The organism is Enterobacter quasihormaechei, assembly GCF_004331385.1.
In the GTDB taxonomy this organism is placed as follows: Bacteria; Pseudomonadota; Gammaproteobacteria; order Enterobacterales; family Enterobacteriaceae; genus Enterobacter; species Enterobacter quasihormaechei.
Genome location: NZ_SJON01000020.1, coordinates 64,235 through 82,656, shown reverse-complemented (window position 1 = coordinate 82,656; position 18,422 = coordinate 64,235). Strand labels below are relative to the sequence as shown.

15 protein-coding genes are annotated in these 18,422 nt (G+C 55.0%); 11 read left to right on the top strand and 4 right to left on the bottom strand.

What is annotated here, in order from left to right; genetic code table 11:
• Window positions 1-110: 110 nt before the first annotated feature.
• The 4 genes from E0L16_RS19725 to E0L16_RS19705 all read left to right on the top strand — a co-directional run bounded on the left by E0L16_RS19725 (window position 111) and on the right by E0L16_RS19705 (window position 4,919).
• Complete coding sequence (locus E0L16_RS19725) at window positions 111-1,742, top strand: Na/Pi cotransporter family protein (protein WP_102751035.1); 1,632 nt, start codon at window positions 111-113, stop codon at window positions 1,740-1,742.
• A gap of 95 nt (window positions 1,743-1,837) precedes the next feature.
• On the top strand, window positions 1,838-2,131 hold the full coding sequence (locus E0L16_RS19720; protein ID WP_063449881.1) for a type II toxin-antitoxin system CcdA family antitoxin: 294 nt from the start codon (window positions 1,838-1,840) through the stop codon (window positions 2,129-2,131).
• A 167-nt stretch (window positions 2,132-2,298) separates the two neighbouring features.
• Entirely contained in the window at window positions 2,299-3,171 is an 873-nt protein-coding gene (gene rluF, locus E0L16_RS19710; protein ID WP_022646725.1) for a 23S rRNA pseudouridine(2604) synthase RluF, read from the top strand.
• A gap of 821 nt (window positions 3,172-3,992) precedes the next feature.
• Window positions 3,993-4,919 (top strand): hypothetical protein, encoded by a 927-nt coding sequence (locus tag E0L16_RS19705; protein WP_131637958.1) that lies wholly within the window; start codon window positions 3,993-3,995, stop codon window positions 4,917-4,919.
• A gap of 55 nt (window positions 4,920-4,974) precedes the next feature.
• Here E0L16_RS19705 and lysC read toward each other — a convergent pair whose 3' ends face one another.
• Entirely contained in the window at window positions 4,975-6,324 is a 1,350-nt protein-coding gene (gene lysC / locus E0L16_RS19700; protein WP_063449878.1) for a lysine-sensitive aspartokinase 3, read from the bottom strand.
• Window positions 6,325-6,698: 374 nt separating this feature from the next.
• Here lysC and pgi point away from each other — a divergent pair, with 374 nt between their 5' ends.
• The 6 genes from pgi to psiE all read left to right on the top strand — a co-directional run bounded on the left by pgi (window position 6,699) and on the right by psiE (window position 13,043).
• Window positions 6,699-8,348 carry a glucose-6-phosphate isomerase gene (pgi, locus tag E0L16_RS19695; protein WP_063449877.1) on the top strand — a complete coding sequence of 550 codons (1,650 nt, stop codon included), beginning with the start codon at window positions 6,699-6,701 and terminating at the stop codon, window positions 8,346-8,348.
• Window positions 8,349-8,713: 365 nt separating this feature from the next.
• Entirely contained in the window at window positions 8,714-8,956 is a 243-nt protein-coding gene (gene yjbE / locus E0L16_RS19690; RefSeq protein ID WP_003860341.1) for an exopolysaccharide production protein YjbE, read from the top strand.
• A gap of 63 nt (window positions 8,957-9,019) precedes the next feature.
• On the top strand, window positions 9,020-9,658 hold the full coding sequence (locus tag E0L16_RS19685) for a YjbF family lipoprotein (RefSeq protein ID WP_063449876.1): 639 nt from the start codon (window positions 9,020-9,022) through the stop codon (window positions 9,656-9,658).
• Window positions 9,655-10,392: a capsule biosynthesis GfcC family protein gene (locus E0L16_RS19680; RefSeq protein WP_063865512.1), complete on the top strand. Its 738-nt coding sequence runs from the start codon at window positions 9,655-9,657 to the stop codon at window positions 10,390-10,392. Before E0L16_RS19685 ends, E0L16_RS19680 begins: the two co-directional genes overlap by 4 nt.
• Window positions 10,392-12,488: a YjbH domain-containing protein gene (locus E0L16_RS19675; protein WP_063449874.1), complete on the top strand. Its 2,097-nt coding sequence runs from the start codon at window positions 10,392-10,394 to the stop codon at window positions 12,486-12,488. Before E0L16_RS19680 ends, E0L16_RS19675 begins: the two co-directional genes overlap by 1 nt.
• A 144-nt stretch (window positions 12,489-12,632) precedes the next feature.
• Window positions 12,633-13,043 (top strand): phosphate-starvation-inducible protein PsiE, encoded by a 411-nt coding sequence (psiE, locus tag E0L16_RS19670; protein ID WP_063449873.1) that lies wholly within the window; start codon window positions 12,633-12,635, stop codon window positions 13,041-13,043.
• Window positions 13,044-13,139: 96 nt separating this feature from the next.
• Here psiE and malG read toward each other — a convergent pair whose 3' ends face one another.
• The 3 genes from malG to malE all read right to left on the bottom strand — a co-directional run bounded on the left by malG (window position 13,140) and on the right by malE (window position 16,899).
• Entirely contained in the window at window positions 13,140-14,030 is an 891-nt protein-coding gene (malG, locus tag E0L16_RS19665; protein WP_063865511.1) for a maltose ABC transporter permease MalG, read from the bottom strand.
• 14 nt (window positions 14,031-14,044) lie between these two features.
• The gene (gene malF, locus E0L16_RS19660; protein ID WP_131637956.1) at window positions 14,045-15,589 is read right to left on the bottom strand and encodes a maltose ABC transporter permease MalF; all 1,545 of its coding nucleotides are present in this window, start codon (window positions 15,587-15,589) and stop codon (window positions 14,045-14,047) included.
• Between the two features lie 119 nt (window positions 15,590-15,708).
• Entirely contained in the window at window positions 15,709-16,899 is a 1,191-nt protein-coding gene (gene malE, locus E0L16_RS19655) for a maltose/maltodextrin ABC transporter substrate-binding protein MalE (RefSeq protein ID WP_063865508.1), read from the bottom strand.
• 371 nt (window positions 16,900-17,270) lie between these two features.
• On the opposite strand from malE, the gene malK reads away from it, so the two are divergent.
• Window positions 17,271-18,380, top strand: coding sequence for a maltose/maltodextrin ABC transporter ATP-binding protein MalK (malK, locus tag E0L16_RS19650; RefSeq protein ID WP_063449869.1), 1,110 nt, complete (start codon window positions 17,271-17,273; stop codon window positions 18,378-18,380).
• Window positions 18,381-18,422: the final 42 nt, after the last annotated feature.

The following is an 18,422-nucleotide window of genomic DNA, read 5'->3' as shown; positions in this document are numbered from 1 at the left end:
CTGCGCTGACCGGGCCTACGCGTAGGCCGGATAAGGCGTAGCCGCCATCCGGCAAGACAACGCGCAACAAACCTCAGGAAAACAGATAACGATAAGGAGGAAAACCAACCGTGTTGACGTTGTTACACCTGCTCTCCGCAGTCGCACTGCTGGTATGGGGCACCCATATCGTTCGTACCGGCGTAATGCGCGTGTTTGGCGCACGTTTACGTACCGTTCTCAGCGGCAGCGTTGAGAAGAAGCCGCTCGCCTTCTGCGCGGGTATTGGCGTCACGGCGCTGGTGCAAAGCAGTAATGCTACCACCATGCTCGTCACTTCGTTTGTGGCGCAGGATCTGGTCGCCCTCGCTCCGGCGCTGGTGATCGTTCTCGGCGCTGATGTGGGGACCGCGCTGATGGCGCGTATCCTGACCTTCGATCTCTCCTGGCTGTCGCCGCTGCTGATTTTTATCGGCGTCATTTTCTTCCTCAGCCGTAAGCAAAGTCGTGCCGGGCAGCTCGGACGCGTCGGCATCGGCCTCGGGCTGATCCTGCTGGCGCTGGAGCTGATTGTGCAGGCGGTTACGCCGATCACCCAGGCCAACGGCGTGCAGGTCATCTTCGCCTCGTTAACCGGCGATATTATGCTGGATGCGCTGATTGGCGCGGTGTTTGCCATCGTCAGCTACTCCAGCCTGGCAGCCGTTCTGCTGACGGCGACGCTCACCGCTGCGGGGGCCATCTCTTTCCCGGTGGCGCTGTGCCTGGTGATCGGCGCCAACCTCGGTTCTGGCCTGCTGGCGATGCTCAACAACAGCGCCGCCAATGCTGCCGCCCGCCGCGTGGCGCTGGGAAGTTTACTGTTTAAGCTGGTGGGCAGCCTGATCATTCTGCCGTTTGTGCATCCGCTGGCCAACCTGATGGATAACATCTCTCTGCCGAAAGCGGAGCTGGTGATCTACTTCCACGTCTTCTACAACCTGGTGCGCTGCCTGGCGATGGTGCCGTTTGCTGCCCCAATGGCCCGCTTCTGCGAACGTCTGATACGTGATGAACCGGAGCTGGACGCGCGCCTCAAGCCGAAGCATCTGGATACCTCGGTGCTGGACACCCCCGCGCTGGCCATCGCCAACGCCGCCCGCGAGACGCTGCGCATGGGCGACGCGATGGAAACCATGCTCGAAGGGCTGAAAAAGGTGATGCACGGCGAGCCGCGCGAGGAGAAGGAGCTGCGCAGGCTGGCGGACGATATCAACGTGCTGTACACCGCCATCAAGCTCTATCTGGCACGCATCCCCCAGGACGAGCTGGCGGAAGAGGAGTCCCGCCGCTGGGCGGAAATCATTGAGATGTCGCTTAACCTGGAGCAGGCCTCGGACATCGTCGAGCGTATGGGCAGCGAAATCGCGGACAAATCCCTGGCCGCGCGTCGGGCCTTCTCCGTGGAAGGGCTGAAGGAGCTGGAAGCGCTGCACGAAAAGCTGGTGAGCAACCTGAAGCTGGCGATGTCGGTGTTCTTCTCCAGCGACGTGCCGAGCGCGCGCCGCCTGCGCCGCAACAAGCATCGCTTCCGCATTCTCAACCGCCGCTACTCGCACGCCCACGTTGAACGTCTGCACCAGCAGAACGTTCAGAGCATCGAGACCAGCTCCCTGCACCTGGGGCTGCTGGGGGATATGAAGCGTCTTAACTCGCTGTTCTGCGCGGTGGCGTATAGCGTGATGGAACAGCCGGATGAAGACGACGAGCGGGATGAGTATTAATCTCTGAAAGCGCCTCGCAAAACCCGTTTGCGAGGCGTGACACTCTATAAAGAGCATTTTACTCTTCAGACCTTACCTTTTTAAGGGAATAGAAAATGCTCGTTTATTACACTACACTTCGCCAATTCATGCGCATTCCGATGGGGGTTCTCATGCGCACTATTTATGGCATCAAAAAATCAGTCAATGTGTCGTTAGCACCAGAAATCCTGAAAGAGGCGCGACGGCTTAAACTTAATCTCTCTGCCGTGCTCACGGCTGCACAGCAGGAGCAGTTTCGTGCGCATCAGCACGCAGAGTGGTTAACAGAAAATAAAACTTCTATTGAGGCCATTAACCAGTGGGTTGATGACAACGGCTCCTTTAGTAACTTTCAGAGGTCGTTCTGATGGATCAATAGGCACGCATATTGCCAAAAGAGTTAGGCGAACGTGTTGCCGATCTTACGCAAAACCAGGCTTCACTGCGGGATGCACTCGATTTTTTGATCAACGGCTACTAACACTTTTTTGTCAGCCGCAAGGTAAGGTATATTTCGCCCTTCACAGGAGAAACTATGCTGCCAACTCAATCAACCCGATTAAACAAATACATTAGCGAGAGCGGGATCTGCTCACGTCGCGAGGCTGACCGTTACATTGAACAGGGTAACGTGTTTCTCAACGGCAAACGCGCCACCATCGGCGATCAGGTGGTGCCTGGCGATGTGGTTAAAGTGAATGGTCAGGTCATCGAACCGCGTGATGCCGAAGACCTGGTGTTTATCGCGTTGAACAAACCGGTTGGGATTGTCAGCACCACAGAAGATGGCGAGCGGGACAACATCGTTGATTTCGTTAACCACAGCAGCCGTATCTTCCCGATTGGTCGCCTGGATAAAGACTCTCAGGGGTTGATTTTCCTTACCAACCACGGCGACCTGGTGAACAAAATTCTGCGTGCCGGTAACGACCACGAGAAAGAGTACATCGTGACGGTGAACAAGCCGGTGACGGACGAGTTCATTCGCGGGATGGGCGCAGGTGTACCGATTCTGGGCACCGTGACGAAGAAGTGCAAGGTCAAAAAAGAAGCGCCGTTTGCCTTCCGTATTACCCTGGTGCAGGGCTTAAACCGCCAGATCCGCCGCATGTGCGAGTATTTTGGTTATGAAGTGACGAAGCTGGAACGCACGCGCATCATGAACGTCAGCCTGTCCGGGATCCCGCTGGGCGAGTGGCGCGACCTGACGGACGACGAGCTGATCGAGCTGTTCAAGCTTATCGAAAACTCCTCGTCCGAAGCGAAGCCGAAAGCCAAAGCCAAACCGAAAACGCAGGCGATTAAGCGTCCGGTGGTTAAGGCACCGCAGGCGGAAGAGAAAGGGCGAGGCAAGCCGGGTAACGGAAAACGCTTTACCCAGCCGGGGCGCAAAAAGAAAGGGCGCTAAACCTCTTATTATACGCTTGGGTAGTTTATGTTACCCAGGCGTATTGATAATAAATATATTTTTGCATGCAATGTGTGGTTTCACATTTATTCACCTCATAATTAATTTATCGCGTTGTTGGTTAGTTTTAATAAAAATAATATTAAGTAAAACTAACTTTATTAATAGGTAGGAATCTTGTTAGGGTGGTTTTTAAATATAAACCTGTGGAAGTATTCACAATACGTGTTTCTTCTGGAAAGTTGGCGGTATTCTAAATTTTACTATTTCAACAGACCTTTACGGAACAGTATTATAAAGCGAGTAATGGTGCTTAAAATACTTATCTATTGCCTCAGCCCGAACCGGTATTTTATCCTTTAACTTACTGATATAACTGGCTCATGCCCTCTTTATAAGTATGTATTTACACCAGAAAAATAAGTTTCAAAAATATTGTTTGAGCTAATTATAAGCCAGATATAAGAGACAGGGCGTGCAGTCATTACTCAAAAAATTCTGATGAAGTTCCAGAACGATTCGCTCCTCCTGCTAGTTTGTTCCAGAAACCAGAAGTTATGGTTGAACGCGCCATCGCAAATTAAGTGCATGGTGAATGGAGGCCAGGCCAGACCAGACAGCTCAATCAGCAGAGACTGCATCAACAGCGTATCGCCGGTCGAAATAGAACCGGTACAGGGCGACAAAATAAGACTTGCAACAGACTTTTGAGATGGCTGTTGGCGGGATTTAGTTAACAAATTCGCATTAAGCATAAACGGACTGGCGAAAGTGCTTCAGAAGTTGCTCAACATAAGCGCTAAATATAAATGGAGAATGTGATGTTTTTTAAAAAGTTCACGCGGGACTACCGCCGAATCAATGCTCGCCATAATATCGCTTACGAAACTGATTCTGTAACAGGAGGTAGTAAAGTAAGCAGTATTGTAATCCCTACGGTTGGTGAAGATTTCGTTGACGAGGCTTTACTTAGTGCCAGGTTTGCATCAATAAATGCTACGAGCGTAGAAGAAATCGTCATCGTCTCAGACCAGTCCGTGGCTCGCTTCGGAGTTTTGCCACCCAAAGTTCGCATTGTCACTCTGGATATTCAAATTCCAAATCCAGAGCATAAATACGCGCAAATTTATAAAAGCAGGATGCTTAAGATACAAGCCCCTTTACAAGCCAACCCGAAATCAACAGGCGTTTTGATGATCGATTCGGATCTTAACTTGTTGCAGGATCCTGCATATTTGGTAAAAGGAGAGCGTCTCTACTCTTGCTTCCGAAAAGGACGCATGGGTGCGAAGTTCGAAAAACGAGGTTATAGCACCGTACCTGCATATTATGCATCGACAATTCGGCCTCTGTTGGAAGACCATGTAAACAGTGCTTTTTTAGCTGCAACTTACTTTACATGGCAGAGGCTGTGCCCTCTATGGTTGAATCTATTTAATGACACATGGGGAAATATTCCAGATGACCAGCCACCAACAGATCAGCCGCCTTTGGCTGTCGCTCTGGATTTTCTTGATTTTATCACAATAAATCTTGGAGACTGGACTAACTGGCCTGTATCAAAAAAAATAGGCGGAACCCTTTCTGCAATACCCAAAGATGTCATTGGTGCTCATGGAGGTTTTCCACTTTCTGAATGGGAGAAATATCTTAAGTCTCCGGACGCTGAGCTTCTTTTTAAGGGGCAGGATTATACCAGGAAAGTTAGGTATCTTAGTGATGAGGAAAAGAAAAGCGCCATCCCATAATGAAGAAAGCCCATCAAAGGATGGGCTTTTTTTATGTTAGTTAACTCTGCAATGCTTATTCAAACAAATTCTGATGAAGTTTCTGCACGACCTGCTCGGCCTGATCGGCAGGCACCAGGAAGCAGAGGTTATAGCTGGAGGCGCCGTAGCAAATCATGCGGATGCTGAACGGGTCGAGCACGCCGAAGACCTCTTTGCCCACGCCGCAGGCGCGCGACAGCTTGTTACCGATGATGGCAACCAGCGCCAGATCTTCTTCCACTTCCACGCGGCACAGTTCGGACAGCTCAATCAGCAGCGACTGCGTCAGCAGGGTATCGCCGGTAGAGGTGGAGCCGGTGGTGTCGAGCGTCAGCGCGATGCTCACTTCCGAGGTGGTGATCAGATCCACGGAGATATTATGGCGCGCCAGGATACCAAACACTTCTGCCAGGAAGCCGCGGGAGTGCAGCATATTATGGCTGTGCAGGGTAACCAGCGTCTGCTTGCGGCGCAGGGCCAGCGCGCGGAACAGCGGTGGGTTCTCGGTTTTCTTGCAGACCAGCGTCCCGCCCGCCTTTGGATCTTTACTGGAACCAACGAAAACCGGAATGTCGCTGCGCACGGCAGGCAGCAGCGTGGCCGGATGCAGCACTTTCGCGCCGAAGGTGGCCATTTCCGCCGCTTCTTCAAAGGCGATCACGTCAATACGTTTTGCCGCAGACACCACGCGCGGGTCGGTAGTGTAAATACCCGGCACGTCCGTCCAGATATCCACGCGGGTCGCGTGCAGGGCTTCGCCCAGCAGGGCGGCGGTGTAGTCGCTGCCGCCGCGGCCCAGCGTGGTGGTGCGTCCTTTGGCTTCGCTACCGATAAAGCCCTGGGTGATCACAATGCCTTCATCAAGGCGCGGGGCAAGCTGCTGGCTGGTCAGCTCGGCCAGCGCTTCCACGTCCGGCTCGGCGCGGCCAAAGCGGTCGCTGGTGCGCATAACTTTGCGCACGTCAAACCACTGCGCCTGAATATTGCGCTCGCGCATGATCTCAACGAACAGCAGGGTGGACATCAGCTCGCCGTGGCTGACCAGCTCGTCGGTCAGCGCGGTTGAGGTGGCCAGCGACGCGGCTTCTGCCAGGGTGGTGATATTTTCCAGCAGGCGTTCCACTTCCTCACGAATGACGTTCGGGTTTTGCAGACGCTCAAGGATGTCGAACTGAATTTTGCGTAGCGCATCCAGCTTCACGAAACGCTCGGTCGCCTCCAGTCCTTCAGACAGCGAAACCAGCAGGTTCGTCACGCCGGCTGAGGCAGACAGCACCACCAGGCGGGTATTCGGATCGGCCAGCACCACATCGGCGCTGCGGTTCATGGCAGCGTAGTCTGCCACACTGGTGCCGCCAAACTTGGCGACCACAAAACTCGTCATAACAACCTCGTGTCAGGGAATGAATAGAGCGACCTTGGCACAAGAGTGAAGCGAGGACAGGTGCAGGCGCAAAATACGGCCCTATAAATAAAATGCGGGGGAGGTCCTGTCAATGCTGGGATTATGCGGATTTTTCATGGGGGGGTACCCCTCAGAAACAGGACTTATAACAGGCCCATATTTTATGCTCCTTTTTACCCCCTTTTGACCGACATTTCGCCACGCCGGAAGGGCGCGACAGCAGCTATACTTTTCGGGTCTTTTCACCTGCGTTTGATGCAGACCAGGGCAATGGCATAAAAACCATCACAATTTTTATTTGCAGGCGCTACAATCGACCGCAGTCACAATTCTCAAATCAGAAGAGTATTGCTATGAAAAACATCAACCCAACGCAGACCGCTGCATGGCAGGCACTACAGAAACATTTTGATGAAATGAAAGACGTCACCATCGCGGATCTGTTCGCGAAAGATGCCGATCGTTTCAGCAAGTTCTCCGCCACCTTCGATGACCTGATGCTGGTGGATTTCTCCAAGAACCGTATCACCGAAGAGACGCTGGCGAAGCTGCAAGATCTGGCGAAAGAGACCGAGCTGGCTGATGCCATCAAATCCATGTTCTCTGGTGAGAAGATCAACCGCACCGAAGATCGTGCCGTACTGCACGTGGCGCTGCGTAACCGTAGCAATACTCCAATCATCGTTGACGGCAAAGATGTGATGCCGGAAGTGAACGCGGTGCTGGAAAAGATGAAAACCTTCTCTGAAGCGATCATCTCCGGCAGCTGGAAAGGCTACACCGGCAAGGCGATTACCGACGTGGTGAACATTGGTATCGGCGGCTCTGACCTCGGCCCGTTCATGGTGACCGAGGCGCTGCGCCCTTACAAAAACCACCTCAACATGCACTTCGTCTCTAACGTCGATGGGACTCACATCGCCGAAGTGCTGAAAAAAGTGAACCCGGAAACCACCCTGTTCCTGGTGGCGTCCAAAACCTTCACTACCCAGGAAACCATGACCAACGCCCACAGCGCGCGCGACTGGTTCCTGAAAACCGCTGGTGACGAAAAGCACGTCGCGAAACACTTCGCGGCGCTCTCCACCAACGGTAAAGCGGTAGGCGAGTTCGGCATTGATACGGCGAACATGTTCGAGTTCTGGGACTGGGTTGGCGGCCGCTACTCTCTGTGGTCTGCAATCGGCCTGTCCATCATTCTGTCCGTCGGCTTCGACAATTTCGTTGAGCTGCTCTCCGGTGCGCACGCGATGGACAAACACTTCTCCACCACCGCGCCTGAGAAAAACCTGCCGGTGCTGCTGGCGCTGATCGGTATCTGGTACAACAACTTCTTCGGCGCTGAAACCGAAGCGATCCTGCCGTACGACCAGTATATGCACCGCTTTGCGGCCTACTTCCAGCAGGGCAACATGGAATCCAACGGTAAGTACGTTGACCGTAACGGCAACGCGGTGGATTACCAGACTGGTCCAATCATCTGGGGCGAGCCGGGCACCAACGGCCAGCATGCGTTCTACCAGCTGATCCACCAGGGTACCAAAATGGTACCGTGCGATTTCATCGCCCCGGCGATTACGCACAACCCGCTGTCCGACCACCATCAGAAGCTGCTGTCTAACTTCTTCGCCCAGACCGAAGCGCTGGCGTTCGGCAAATCCCGCGAGGTAGTTGAGCAGGAGTACCGTGACCAGGGTAAAGATCCGGCCACGCTGGACCACGTTGTGCCGTTCAAGGTGTTCGAAGGCAACCGCCCAACCAACTCCATCCTGCTGCGCGAAATCACCCCGTTCAGCCTGGGCGCGCTGATTGCGCTGTACGAGCACAAGATCTTCACCCAGGGCGCTATCCTCAATATCTTCACCTTTGACCAGTGGGGCGTTGAGCTGGGCAAACAGCTGGCAAACCGCATTCTGCCGGAGCTGGGCGACGATAAAGCGATCGACAGCCACGACAGCTCCACCAACGGTTTGATTAACCGCTATAAAGCATGGCGTGGGTAATAAATATGTCATGAAAAATGCCGGCGATATGCCGGCATTTTTTTATCGGATAATTCCTGATGTCTGTTAGTTAACTCAAATTTCGGGTCTGAGTTTAATCCGAAAAACGCGTCCAACCCGTTAATTGCTGCGGTTTATTTTAAGAAAATACGCAGAAATACTTTAGCGTGTTTATATTATAACTAGCTGATTTATATTGGTTATATATTTTATTTGTTCTTCTTTCGTTTCATTTTTATCCATTAGTCCGAAAACCCTTTCCCTATTTCCCCGTACGGTAAACCCTCAGCTTTAGTTGTGTATACTCGAATCCGCCTGAATTTCTTTCGGGCAAATCTCCATTCATTCATTGAAGGGAAATTGTTATGAAGAAAGTACTGTATGGCATTTTTGCCATATCTGCACTTGCGGCGACGTCTGTCTATGCAGCTCCGGTCCAGGTCGGGGAAGCAGCAGGGTCGGCAGCGACGTCTGCGTCTGCGGGAAGTTCTACCGCAGCCAGCACCAGCGCCGTAAGTTCAGCCGTGGGTGTCGCGCTGGCGGCAACCGGTGGCGGTGATGGCTCCAATACCGGAACCACGACCACTACGACGACCAGCACCCAGTAATACCGGGTGTTTTAATCATAACCACACTTCGGTGTGGTTATTTCGCCCCTTCGGAGAAGAGTCGTGAAGCGACCTGCAATCATCCTGATTTGCCTGCTGTTGCAGGCGTGCTCAGCTACCACTAAAGGGCTGGGCAACTCACTGTGGGACAGCATGTTCGGCACGCCGGGCGTGCATCTGACCGATGACGAACTTCAGAACATGCCGTATGCCAGCCAGTACATGCAGCTAAACGATGGTCCGCAACTGTTTGTGGTGCTCGCTTTCGATGAAAACGGGCAGCAGAAATGGGTGACGCAGGATCAGGCCACCATCGTCACGCAGCATGCCCGAATCGTGAAAACGTTGCTCGGCGGCGACAACCTGATCGAGGTGAACAACCTGGCTGAAGATCCGCTCATTAAGCCGAATCAGATTGTCGATGGCGCAAGCTGGACGCGCACGATGGGCTGGACCGAACACAAACAGGTGCGTTATGCCACGGCCCGCTCCACTTTCCGCTGGGACGGTACGGACAGCGTAAAAGTGGGCAGCGACGAAACGCAGGTTCGCGTGCTGGATGAAGAGGTGACAACCGACCAGGCCACCTGGCATAACCGCTTCTGGGTGGACGAAGAGGGGCAAATCCGCCAGTCCTTGCAGTATCTCGGTGCCGGTTTCTTCCCGGTGAAGACCACCCTGATCAAGGCGGCGAAATCATGAAAACGCTCATCCACGTTGCGCTTCTCGCCAGCCTTGCCTCGCCGCTGGCGTGGTCTGCGGGAACGGTACAGGTCTACACCCCGGACAGCGAAAAACCCAAAACCTTAACCAATGCCGGGCATCTGCTCGATCTGGTGGGTCAGCCGAGACTGGCGAAAAGCTGGTGGACCGGGGGCGTTATCAGCGAGCGTCAGGCGACGATTGTCGCGGAACAAAGACATCAGGCGCTGCTCGCCAGATTATCCGGGCTGGCACAGCAGGAAGACGCCGACGATGCCGCGGCCATCAACAGCCTGCGCCAGCAGCTTCAGGCCCTGAAGGTGACGGGCCGGCAGAAGGTGAATCTCGACCCGGATGAGGTGCGCGTCGCGGAAAACGGCAATCCGTCGCTGGAGGGGGACTATACCCTGTGGCTTCCGGCTCAGCCTTCCACCGTCACCGTGATGGGGCTCATCAGCAGCCCTGGCAATAAGCCGTTTACGCCGGGCCGGGACGTCGCGAGCTATCTTGACGAACAAAGCCTGCTCAGCGGTGCCGATAACAGCTATGCCTGGGTGGTCTATCCGGACGGGCATACGCAGAAAGCGCCGGTGGCTTACTGGAATAAACGCCATATCGAACCCATGCCGGGCAGCATCATTTTTGTCGGTTTTGCCGACCATTTCTGGACGAAAGCGTATGACGGGCTTAATGCCGATATCCTTCGCTCCCTGATACAGCGGATACCGGAATAATGAAGAAAACCTATCTCTACAGCATGCTTGCACTGTGCGTGAGTGCCGCCTGTCATGCAGAAACGTATCCGGCACCGATTGGCCCGTCGCAGTCCGATTTTGGCGGCGTGGGCTTACTGCAAACCCCGACCGCGCGGATGGCGCGCGAGGGGGAAATCAGCCTTAACTATCGCGATAACGATCAGTACCGCTACTATTCTGCGTCCGTGCAGCTGTTCCCCTGGCTGGAGACCACGCTGCGCTACACCGACGTGCGAACGAAACAGTACAGCAGCGTCGACGCCTTCTCCGGCGATCAGACCTATAAAGACAAAGCCTTCGACGTGAAGCTGCGCCTGTGGGAAGAGAGCTACTGGATGCCGCAGGTCTCCGTGGGTGCAAAAGATATCGGCGGTACCGGCCTGTTTGATGCGGAATACATCGTTGCCAGTAAAGCCTGGGGGCCGTTTGATTTCTCACTGGGTCTCGGCTGGGGCTATCTTGGTACCAGCGGCAACGTAACCAATCCGTTCTGCTCCTACAGCGACAAATACTGCTACCGCGATAACAGCTACAAAAAAGCGGGCTCCATCAACGGCGACCAGATGTTCCACGGCCCGGCTTCTCTGTTTGGCGGCGTAGAGTATCAAACGCCCTGGCAGCCGCTGCGCCTGAAGCTGGAGTATGAAGGCAACAACTACAGCGAAGATTTTGCCGGCAAGATTGAGCAGAAGAGCAAGTTTAACGTCGGCGCCATTTACCGCGTGACCGACTGGGCCGACGTTAACCTCAGCTACGAGCGCGGCAATACCCTGATGTTTGGCTTCACGCTGCGCACCAACTTTAACGATATGCGTCCGCGCTACAATGACAACCCGCGGCCAAAATACCAGCCGGAGCCGCAGGATGCGATCATTCAGCACTCCGTGGTGGCGAATCAGCTGACGCTGCTGAAATATAACGCGGGGCTGGCGGATCCGAAGATCCAGACCAAAGGCGATACGCTGTACGTCACCGGCGAGCAGGTGAAATACCGTGATTCCCGCGAAGGGATCGAGCGTGCCAACCGGATCGTTATGAACGATCTGCCGGAGGGGATCCGCACGATCCGCGTGACGGAGAACCGTCTTAACATGCCGCAGGTCACAACCGAAACCGACGTTGCCAGCCTTAAGCGTCATCTTGAAGGCGAGCCGCTGGGACATGAAACCGAGCTGGTGCAAAAACGCGTTGAGCCGGTGGTGCCGGAGAGTACCGAGCAGGGCTGGTATATCGATAAGCCCCGCTTCGATTTCCATATCGACCCGGTGCTGAACCAGTCCGTCGGCGGGCCGGAAAACTTCTACATGTATCAGCTGGGCGCGATGGCGACGGCCGATCTGTGGGTGACCGACCACCTGTTGACCACCGGTAGCCTGTTCGGCAACCTTGCCAACAACTACGACAAATTTAACTACACCAACCCGCCGAACGATTCAAAACTGCCGCGCGTGCGTACCCGCGTGCGTGAATACGTGCAGAACGATATCTACGTGAATAACCTCCAGGCCAACTACTTCCAGTACTTCGGCAACGGTTTCTACGGCCAGGTTTACGGTGGCTATCTGGAAACCATGTTTGGCGGCGCGGGGGCGGAAGTGTTGTATCGTCCTGTCGACAGCAACTGGGCCTTCGGGATTGATGCCAACTACGTGAAACAGCGTGACTGGCGCAGCGCGCAGGACATGATGAAGTTCACCGACTACAGCGTCAAAACCGGCCACCTGACCGCCTACTGGACGCCGTCGTTCGCGCAGGACGTGCTGGTGAAAGCCAGTGTCGGGCAGTATCTGGCGGGCGATAAGGGCGGCACGCTGGATATCTCCAAACACTTCGACAGCGGCGTCGTGGTGGGCGGCTACGCCACCATCACCAACGTTTCGCCGGACGAATACGGGGAAGGGGACTTCACCAAAGGGGTGTACGTGTCGATTCCGCTGGATCTGTTCTCATCCGGTCCGACCCGCAGCCGTGCGGCAGTGGGCTGGACGCCGCTGACGCGTGACGGTGGTCAGCAGCTTGGACGTAAGTTCCAGCTGTATGACATGACCAGCGATAAGAACATTAACTTCCGCTGATGCTTGTTTGCCCGGCCTACGGTTTTTGTAGGCCCGGTAAGCGCAGCGCCACCGGGCGAATGCGCCAAACATAAACAAAAAATATAGATCCCCGTCACATTTTTGCGTTATACAGGAACCTCGCCCTGGAGAATGAGGTGCTGTATGACATCCCTGACTCGCCCGCGCGTTGAGTTCATCTCAACGATACTCCAGACCGTGCTGAACCTCGGTCTGCTGAGCCTTGGCCTGATCCTGGTCGTCTTTCTCGGCAAAGAGACGGTACATCTGGCTGATGTGCTATTTGCCCCTGAGCAAACCAGCAAATATGCGCTGGTGGAAGGGCTGGTGGTCTACTTTCTCTACTTCGAGTTTATTGCCCTGATTGTGAAGTACTTCCAGTCCGGCTTTCACTTCCCGCTGCGCTATTTCATCTACATTGGCATCACCGCCATTGTGCGGCTGATCATCGTCGATCATAAATCCCCGCTCGACGTGCTGATCTACTCGGCGGCGATCCTGCTGCTGGTGATCACCCTCTGGCTGTGCAACTCGAAGCGGCTGAAACGCGAATAAAAAAAGGGCGCTCCGAAGAGCGCCTAACAACAGTCACAAGTTGGTTCAATACAATACGTCTAAAGTTGAGGGTTGCAGTGGCATAACAGATGAAACTTAACCTTTCACACCGCCCGCCGTCAGGCCGTTGACCAGCCAGCGCTGGGCCAGCAGGAACACTACGGTAATCGGGATGGCAGAGAGTACCGCCGCCGCGGCAAAGTCGCCCCACAGGTAGTTTTGCGGGTTGAGGTATTGCTGCATGCCAACGGCCAGGGTGTAGCTGTTCACATCGCGCAGCAACAGTGAGGCGACCGGTACTTCAGTGATCGCCGCGATAAACGACAGAATAAAGACCACCGCCAGAATCGGCACCGACAGCGGCAGCAGCACCAGACGGAACGCCTGCCACGGGGTGGCGCCATCCAGCGCGGCGGCTTCTTCCAGCGAACCGTCGATGGTTTCGAAATACCCTTTAATGGTCCACACATGCAGGGCGATACCGCCAAGATAGGCGAAGATCACGCCGCCGTGGGTGTTCAGACCGATAAACGGCACATACTGACCCAGACGGTCAAACAGGGCGTACAGCGCCACCAGCGACAGCACCGCCGGGAACATCTGGAAAATCAGCATCCCTTTCAGCAGCGTCGCTTTGCCCGGGAAACGCATGCGGGCGAAGGCATAAGCACAGGTGGTGGAGAGCGTGACGATGCCGATCGCGGTGATGGTCGCCACTTTCACCGAGTTCCACAGCCACAGCAGTACCGGGAACGGCGGCGGCGTGACGCGGCCATCGGCGTGCTCAACGCTGAAGCCCAGCGCGAGCTTCCAGTGCTCCCAGGAGATTTCATCCGGGATCAGGCTCCCGGTCGCAAAGTTACCCGAGCGCAGGGAGATGGCGATAACCATCAGCAGCGGGAACATGATGGCTGCGATGAACATCAGCAGGCCTAAGTGCGTCGCGAGGAGGCGCAGCTTCTGAGATTTGGGTTGTACCATAGCCATGATCGATGCCCTCCTTAGTCAAATTTCATACGTGTGGCTTTCAGGTTCACAATCGCCAGAGCGCCAACCAGCAGGAAGATCAGGGTGGCAATGGCCGCTGCCAGACCAAAGTCCTGGCCGCCGCCGCCTTCAAAGGCGATACGGTAGGTGTAGCTCACGAGCAGGTCGGTATAGCCCGCCGGCGTGGTGGTGCCGAGACGGTCCGGGCCACCGTTGGTCAACAGCTGAATCAGCACGAAGTTGTTAAAGTTAAAGGCGAAGCTGGCAATCATCAGCGGCGTCAGCGGCTTAATGAGCAGCGGCAGCGTAATTTTAAAGAAGTTCTGGAACGGGCCCGCGCCGTCCATTGCCGAGGCTTCGTACAGGTCGTCCGGAATCGCCTTCAGCAGCCCCATGCACAGGATCATCATGTACGGATAACCCAGCCAGGTGTTGACGATGATAATCATCGAACGGGCGGTGGTCGGGTCGCTGAACCAGGCCGGTTTGATGCCGAACAGCGCGCTCAGCATCATGTTGATTTCACCGAAGCTCTGGTTAAACAGCCCTTTGAAAATCAGAATCGAGATAAACGACGGTACGGCGTACGGCAGAATCAGCAGCACGCGGTAAATCGCTTTCCCTTTCAGGGATTCCCACTGTACGAGGCAGGCCAGCACCATACCCACGGCAACGGTCAGGATAACGGTCAGGATGGAGAAGACTACCGTCCAGACGAAGATGGCGAAGAACGGCTTCTGGATGCCTTCGTCGGTAAACACGCGGGTAAAGTTATCCCAGCCGATGGTGACGGTATAGCCCGGGCTGAGCTTGTCGTCTCCCCAGTTGCCGTCGGCATTCACAGACTGATAAAAACCGATATCGTTGTTCGGACGATACTTCACGCCGCTCTGGTTGTTGGTCAGCGTGCCGTCATCCGCCAGGGTGTAAAGCGGCTGCGTACCGGAGAACTGGCGCAGCGAGCTCATGGTTACTTTGCTGTCATCGGGCAGCACGGCGGTGAGCTGGGTCAGCGCCTGGCGATTCTGGGTAATGATACGCAGGTTCGCGCGTTCGCCTTCCGGCAGGGCTTCGGCCTCTTTTAAGACCAGCTTTTGCTCGCCGCCAAATTTGAACGCGTCGGAAAGATAGTTTTTGCCGCTCTCACCGTCAGTGAGCGCTAACTTCCACTCATCTCCCTCAGGATACAGACCGAAGTTAAAGGTCTTACCGGCCTGATAAGAACGGTCCAGAAGCACCTGGGTGGCGCGCTCTTGCGCGAGCTGGTTGGTGCTGCTGTAGTTGGTAAAGGCAATGGCGATGGTGCAGATCAGCGGAAAGAGGACAAACAGCCCCATCCCGGCCACGCCAGGGTAGACATAGCGCCAGGCGTACGCTTTACGGTTGGCGAAAATATACAGGCCAACCGAGCTTAAAATCAGCGTCATGATGGCAAAAAGGTATTCCCCTTGCACGTACATTAAAACAACAAGGTAACCCACCAGCAGACACAGCAGACCTATCGCTGACCACTTCAGCGCGTCGCTTTGCCACCAGCGTTTCTTTTTAATGACATCCATGGGGTTCTTCCTCTACAACGGTGGAAACTTTTCGTCAGGTGGCGCTGCGCTTACCTGACCTACGGATCGTGCCGTAGTTGTAGGGCGGGCAGCGTACGCGCCACCCGCCGTTCTTCTGCTTACTTGGTAATACGACCCTGAGCATCTTTCAGCGCGGCATCAACAGTCTGGCGACCGCTGGCAGCATTGATGACGGCGGTACGGGTGGCGTACCAGAACGCGGCCATCTGTGGGATGTTCGGCATGATTTCGCCTTTCTGGGCGTTATCCATGGTGGCCGCAATGCGCGGATCTTTCGCTAACTGATCCTGGAATGATTTCAGCGCCACGGCGCCCAGCGGTTTGTCCTTGTTCACATCACCCAGACCTTCATCGGTCAGCAGGTAGTTTTCCAGGAACTCTTTCGCCAGCTCTTTGTTCGGGCTGGCGGCGTTGATACCCGCGCTCAGCACGCCAACGAACGGTTTAGACGGCTTGCCGTTGAAGGTTGGCAGCAGGGTCACGCCGTAGTTGATTTTGCTCTTGTCGATGTTGGTCCAGGCCCACGGACCGTTGATGGTCATCGCGGTTTCGCCTTTGTTGAACGCCGCTTCCGCGATGGAGTAGTCGGTATCCGCGTTCATGTGTTTGTTCTTGATCAGGTCAACCAGGAAGGTCAGGCCCGCTTTCGCGCCCGCGTTGTCCACGCCCACGTCCTTCACGTCATATTTGCCGTTTTCAAACTTGAACGCGTAGCCGCCGTCGGCAGCAATCAGCGGCCAGGTGAAGTACGGCTCTTGCAGGTTGAACATCAGGGCGGATTTACCTTTCGCCTTGAGCTCTTTATCCAGGGCAGGGATCTCTTCCCAGGTTTTCGGTGGGTTTGGCACCAGGTCTTTGTTGTAAATCAGTGACAGGGCTTCAACCGCGATTGGGTAAGCGATCAGCTTGCCGTTATAGCGCACGGCGTCCCAGGTGAACGGGAACAGTTTGTCCTGGAAGGCTTTATCTGGCGTGACTTCAGCCAGCAGGCCAGACTGCGCGTAGCCCCCAAAACGGTCATGCGCCCAGAAGATAATGTCCGGACCGTCGCCCGTGGCCGCAACCTGCGGGAACTTCTCTTCCAGCTTGTCCGGGTGCTCTACGGTCACTTTGATACCGGTGTCTTTCTCGAATTTTTTGCCCACTTCGGCCAGGCCGTTATAGCCCTTGTCGCCGTTAATCCAGATAACCAGCTTACCCTCTTCAATTTTGGCGAGAGCCGGTGCGGAAATCATCATTGCTGCGAGGGCGGACAATGCGAAAACGCGTGCGCCAGTCTTGATCTTCATATCTGCCATCCTTTATTGGTGATGTGCTCGTGGATACATAAGGTGGTTCAACGTGACTCAGTCTCCTTATTTGACATCCTCTTTCCATCCTCCCAGTCCCTACGCCCCACCCCCCGTTTGTGTGATCCCTGTAACATAAATTTAAGTTATGAGTGCTGGCGCACATAAAAACCCACTGAATTTTGCAGGCCGCTTCACGATTTTCGCCTCAGCCCCTCCGCTGCGGTCGCAGAGCCTGCTCTCTCATCCTCCCGCCTCCTCCCCCACAAAAAAGCCGGGGGGTGGAGGATTCACGAAAGTAATGGAACACGCATAGTGAACTTATCTTGAATGTTTCTGTCGGTGACAGGTTGTAACGAAGGGAGAAGGGCATGGCGAGCGTACAGCTGCGTAATGTAACGAAAGCCTGGGGCGACGTAGTGGTGTCAAAAGACATCAATCTGGACATCCACGAAGGTGAGTTTGTGGTGTTCGTGGGTCCATCAGGCTGTGGTAAATCGACTCTGCTGCGTATGATTGCCGGTCTTGAAACCATCACCAGTGGCGATCTGTTTATTGGTGATACCCGAATGAACGACATCCCGCCTGCCGAACGTGGCGTAGGCATGGTGTTCCAGTCTTATGCGCTTTATCCGCATCTTTCCGTTGCCGAGAACATGTCCTTTGGCCTGAAGCTGGCCGGCGCGAAAAAAGAGATTATTAACCAGCGCGTCACTCAGGTGGCGGAAGTGCTCCAGCTGGCGCACCTGCTGGAGCGTAAGCCGAAAGCGCTTTCCGGCGGTCAGCGTCAGCGCGTGGCGATTGGCCGTACGCTGGTGGCCGAGCCGCGCGTCTTCCTGCTCGATGAACCTCTCTCTAACCTGGATGCCGCCCTGCGCGTCCAGATGCGTATTGAAATCTCCCGTCTGCACAAGCGCCTTGGCCGCACGATGATTTACGTCACCCACGATCAGGTCGAAGCGATGACGCTGGCCGACAAAATCGTGGTGCTGGACGCCGGTCGCGTGGCGCAGGTGGGCAAACCGCTGGAGCTGTATCACTACCCGGCAGACCGCTTTGTAGCGGGCTTCATTGGCTCGCCAAAGATGAACTTCCTGCCCGTCAAAGTGACCGCGACGGCGATTGAACAGGTACAGGTGGAGCTGCCAAACCGTCAGCAGGTCTGGCTGCCGGTCGACAGCGCCAACGTACAGGTGGGGGCCAATATGTCCCTCGGTATCCGTCCTGAGCATCTACTGCCAAGCCACATTGCGGATGTGACGCTGGAAGGTGAAGTTCAGGTCGTCGAACAGCTTGGTCACGAAACACAGATTCATATCCAGATCCCCGCCATCCGTCAGAACCTGGTCTACCGCCAGAATGACGTGGTGTTGGTAGAAGAGGGTGCCACATTCGCTATCGGTTTGCCGCCAGAGCGTTGCCATCTGTTCCGTGAGGATGGCACAGCATGTCGTCGGCTGCACAAAGAGCCAGGCGTTTAAGCATTCCAATTACAAAGAAAAGCAATGATCTCAGGAGATAGA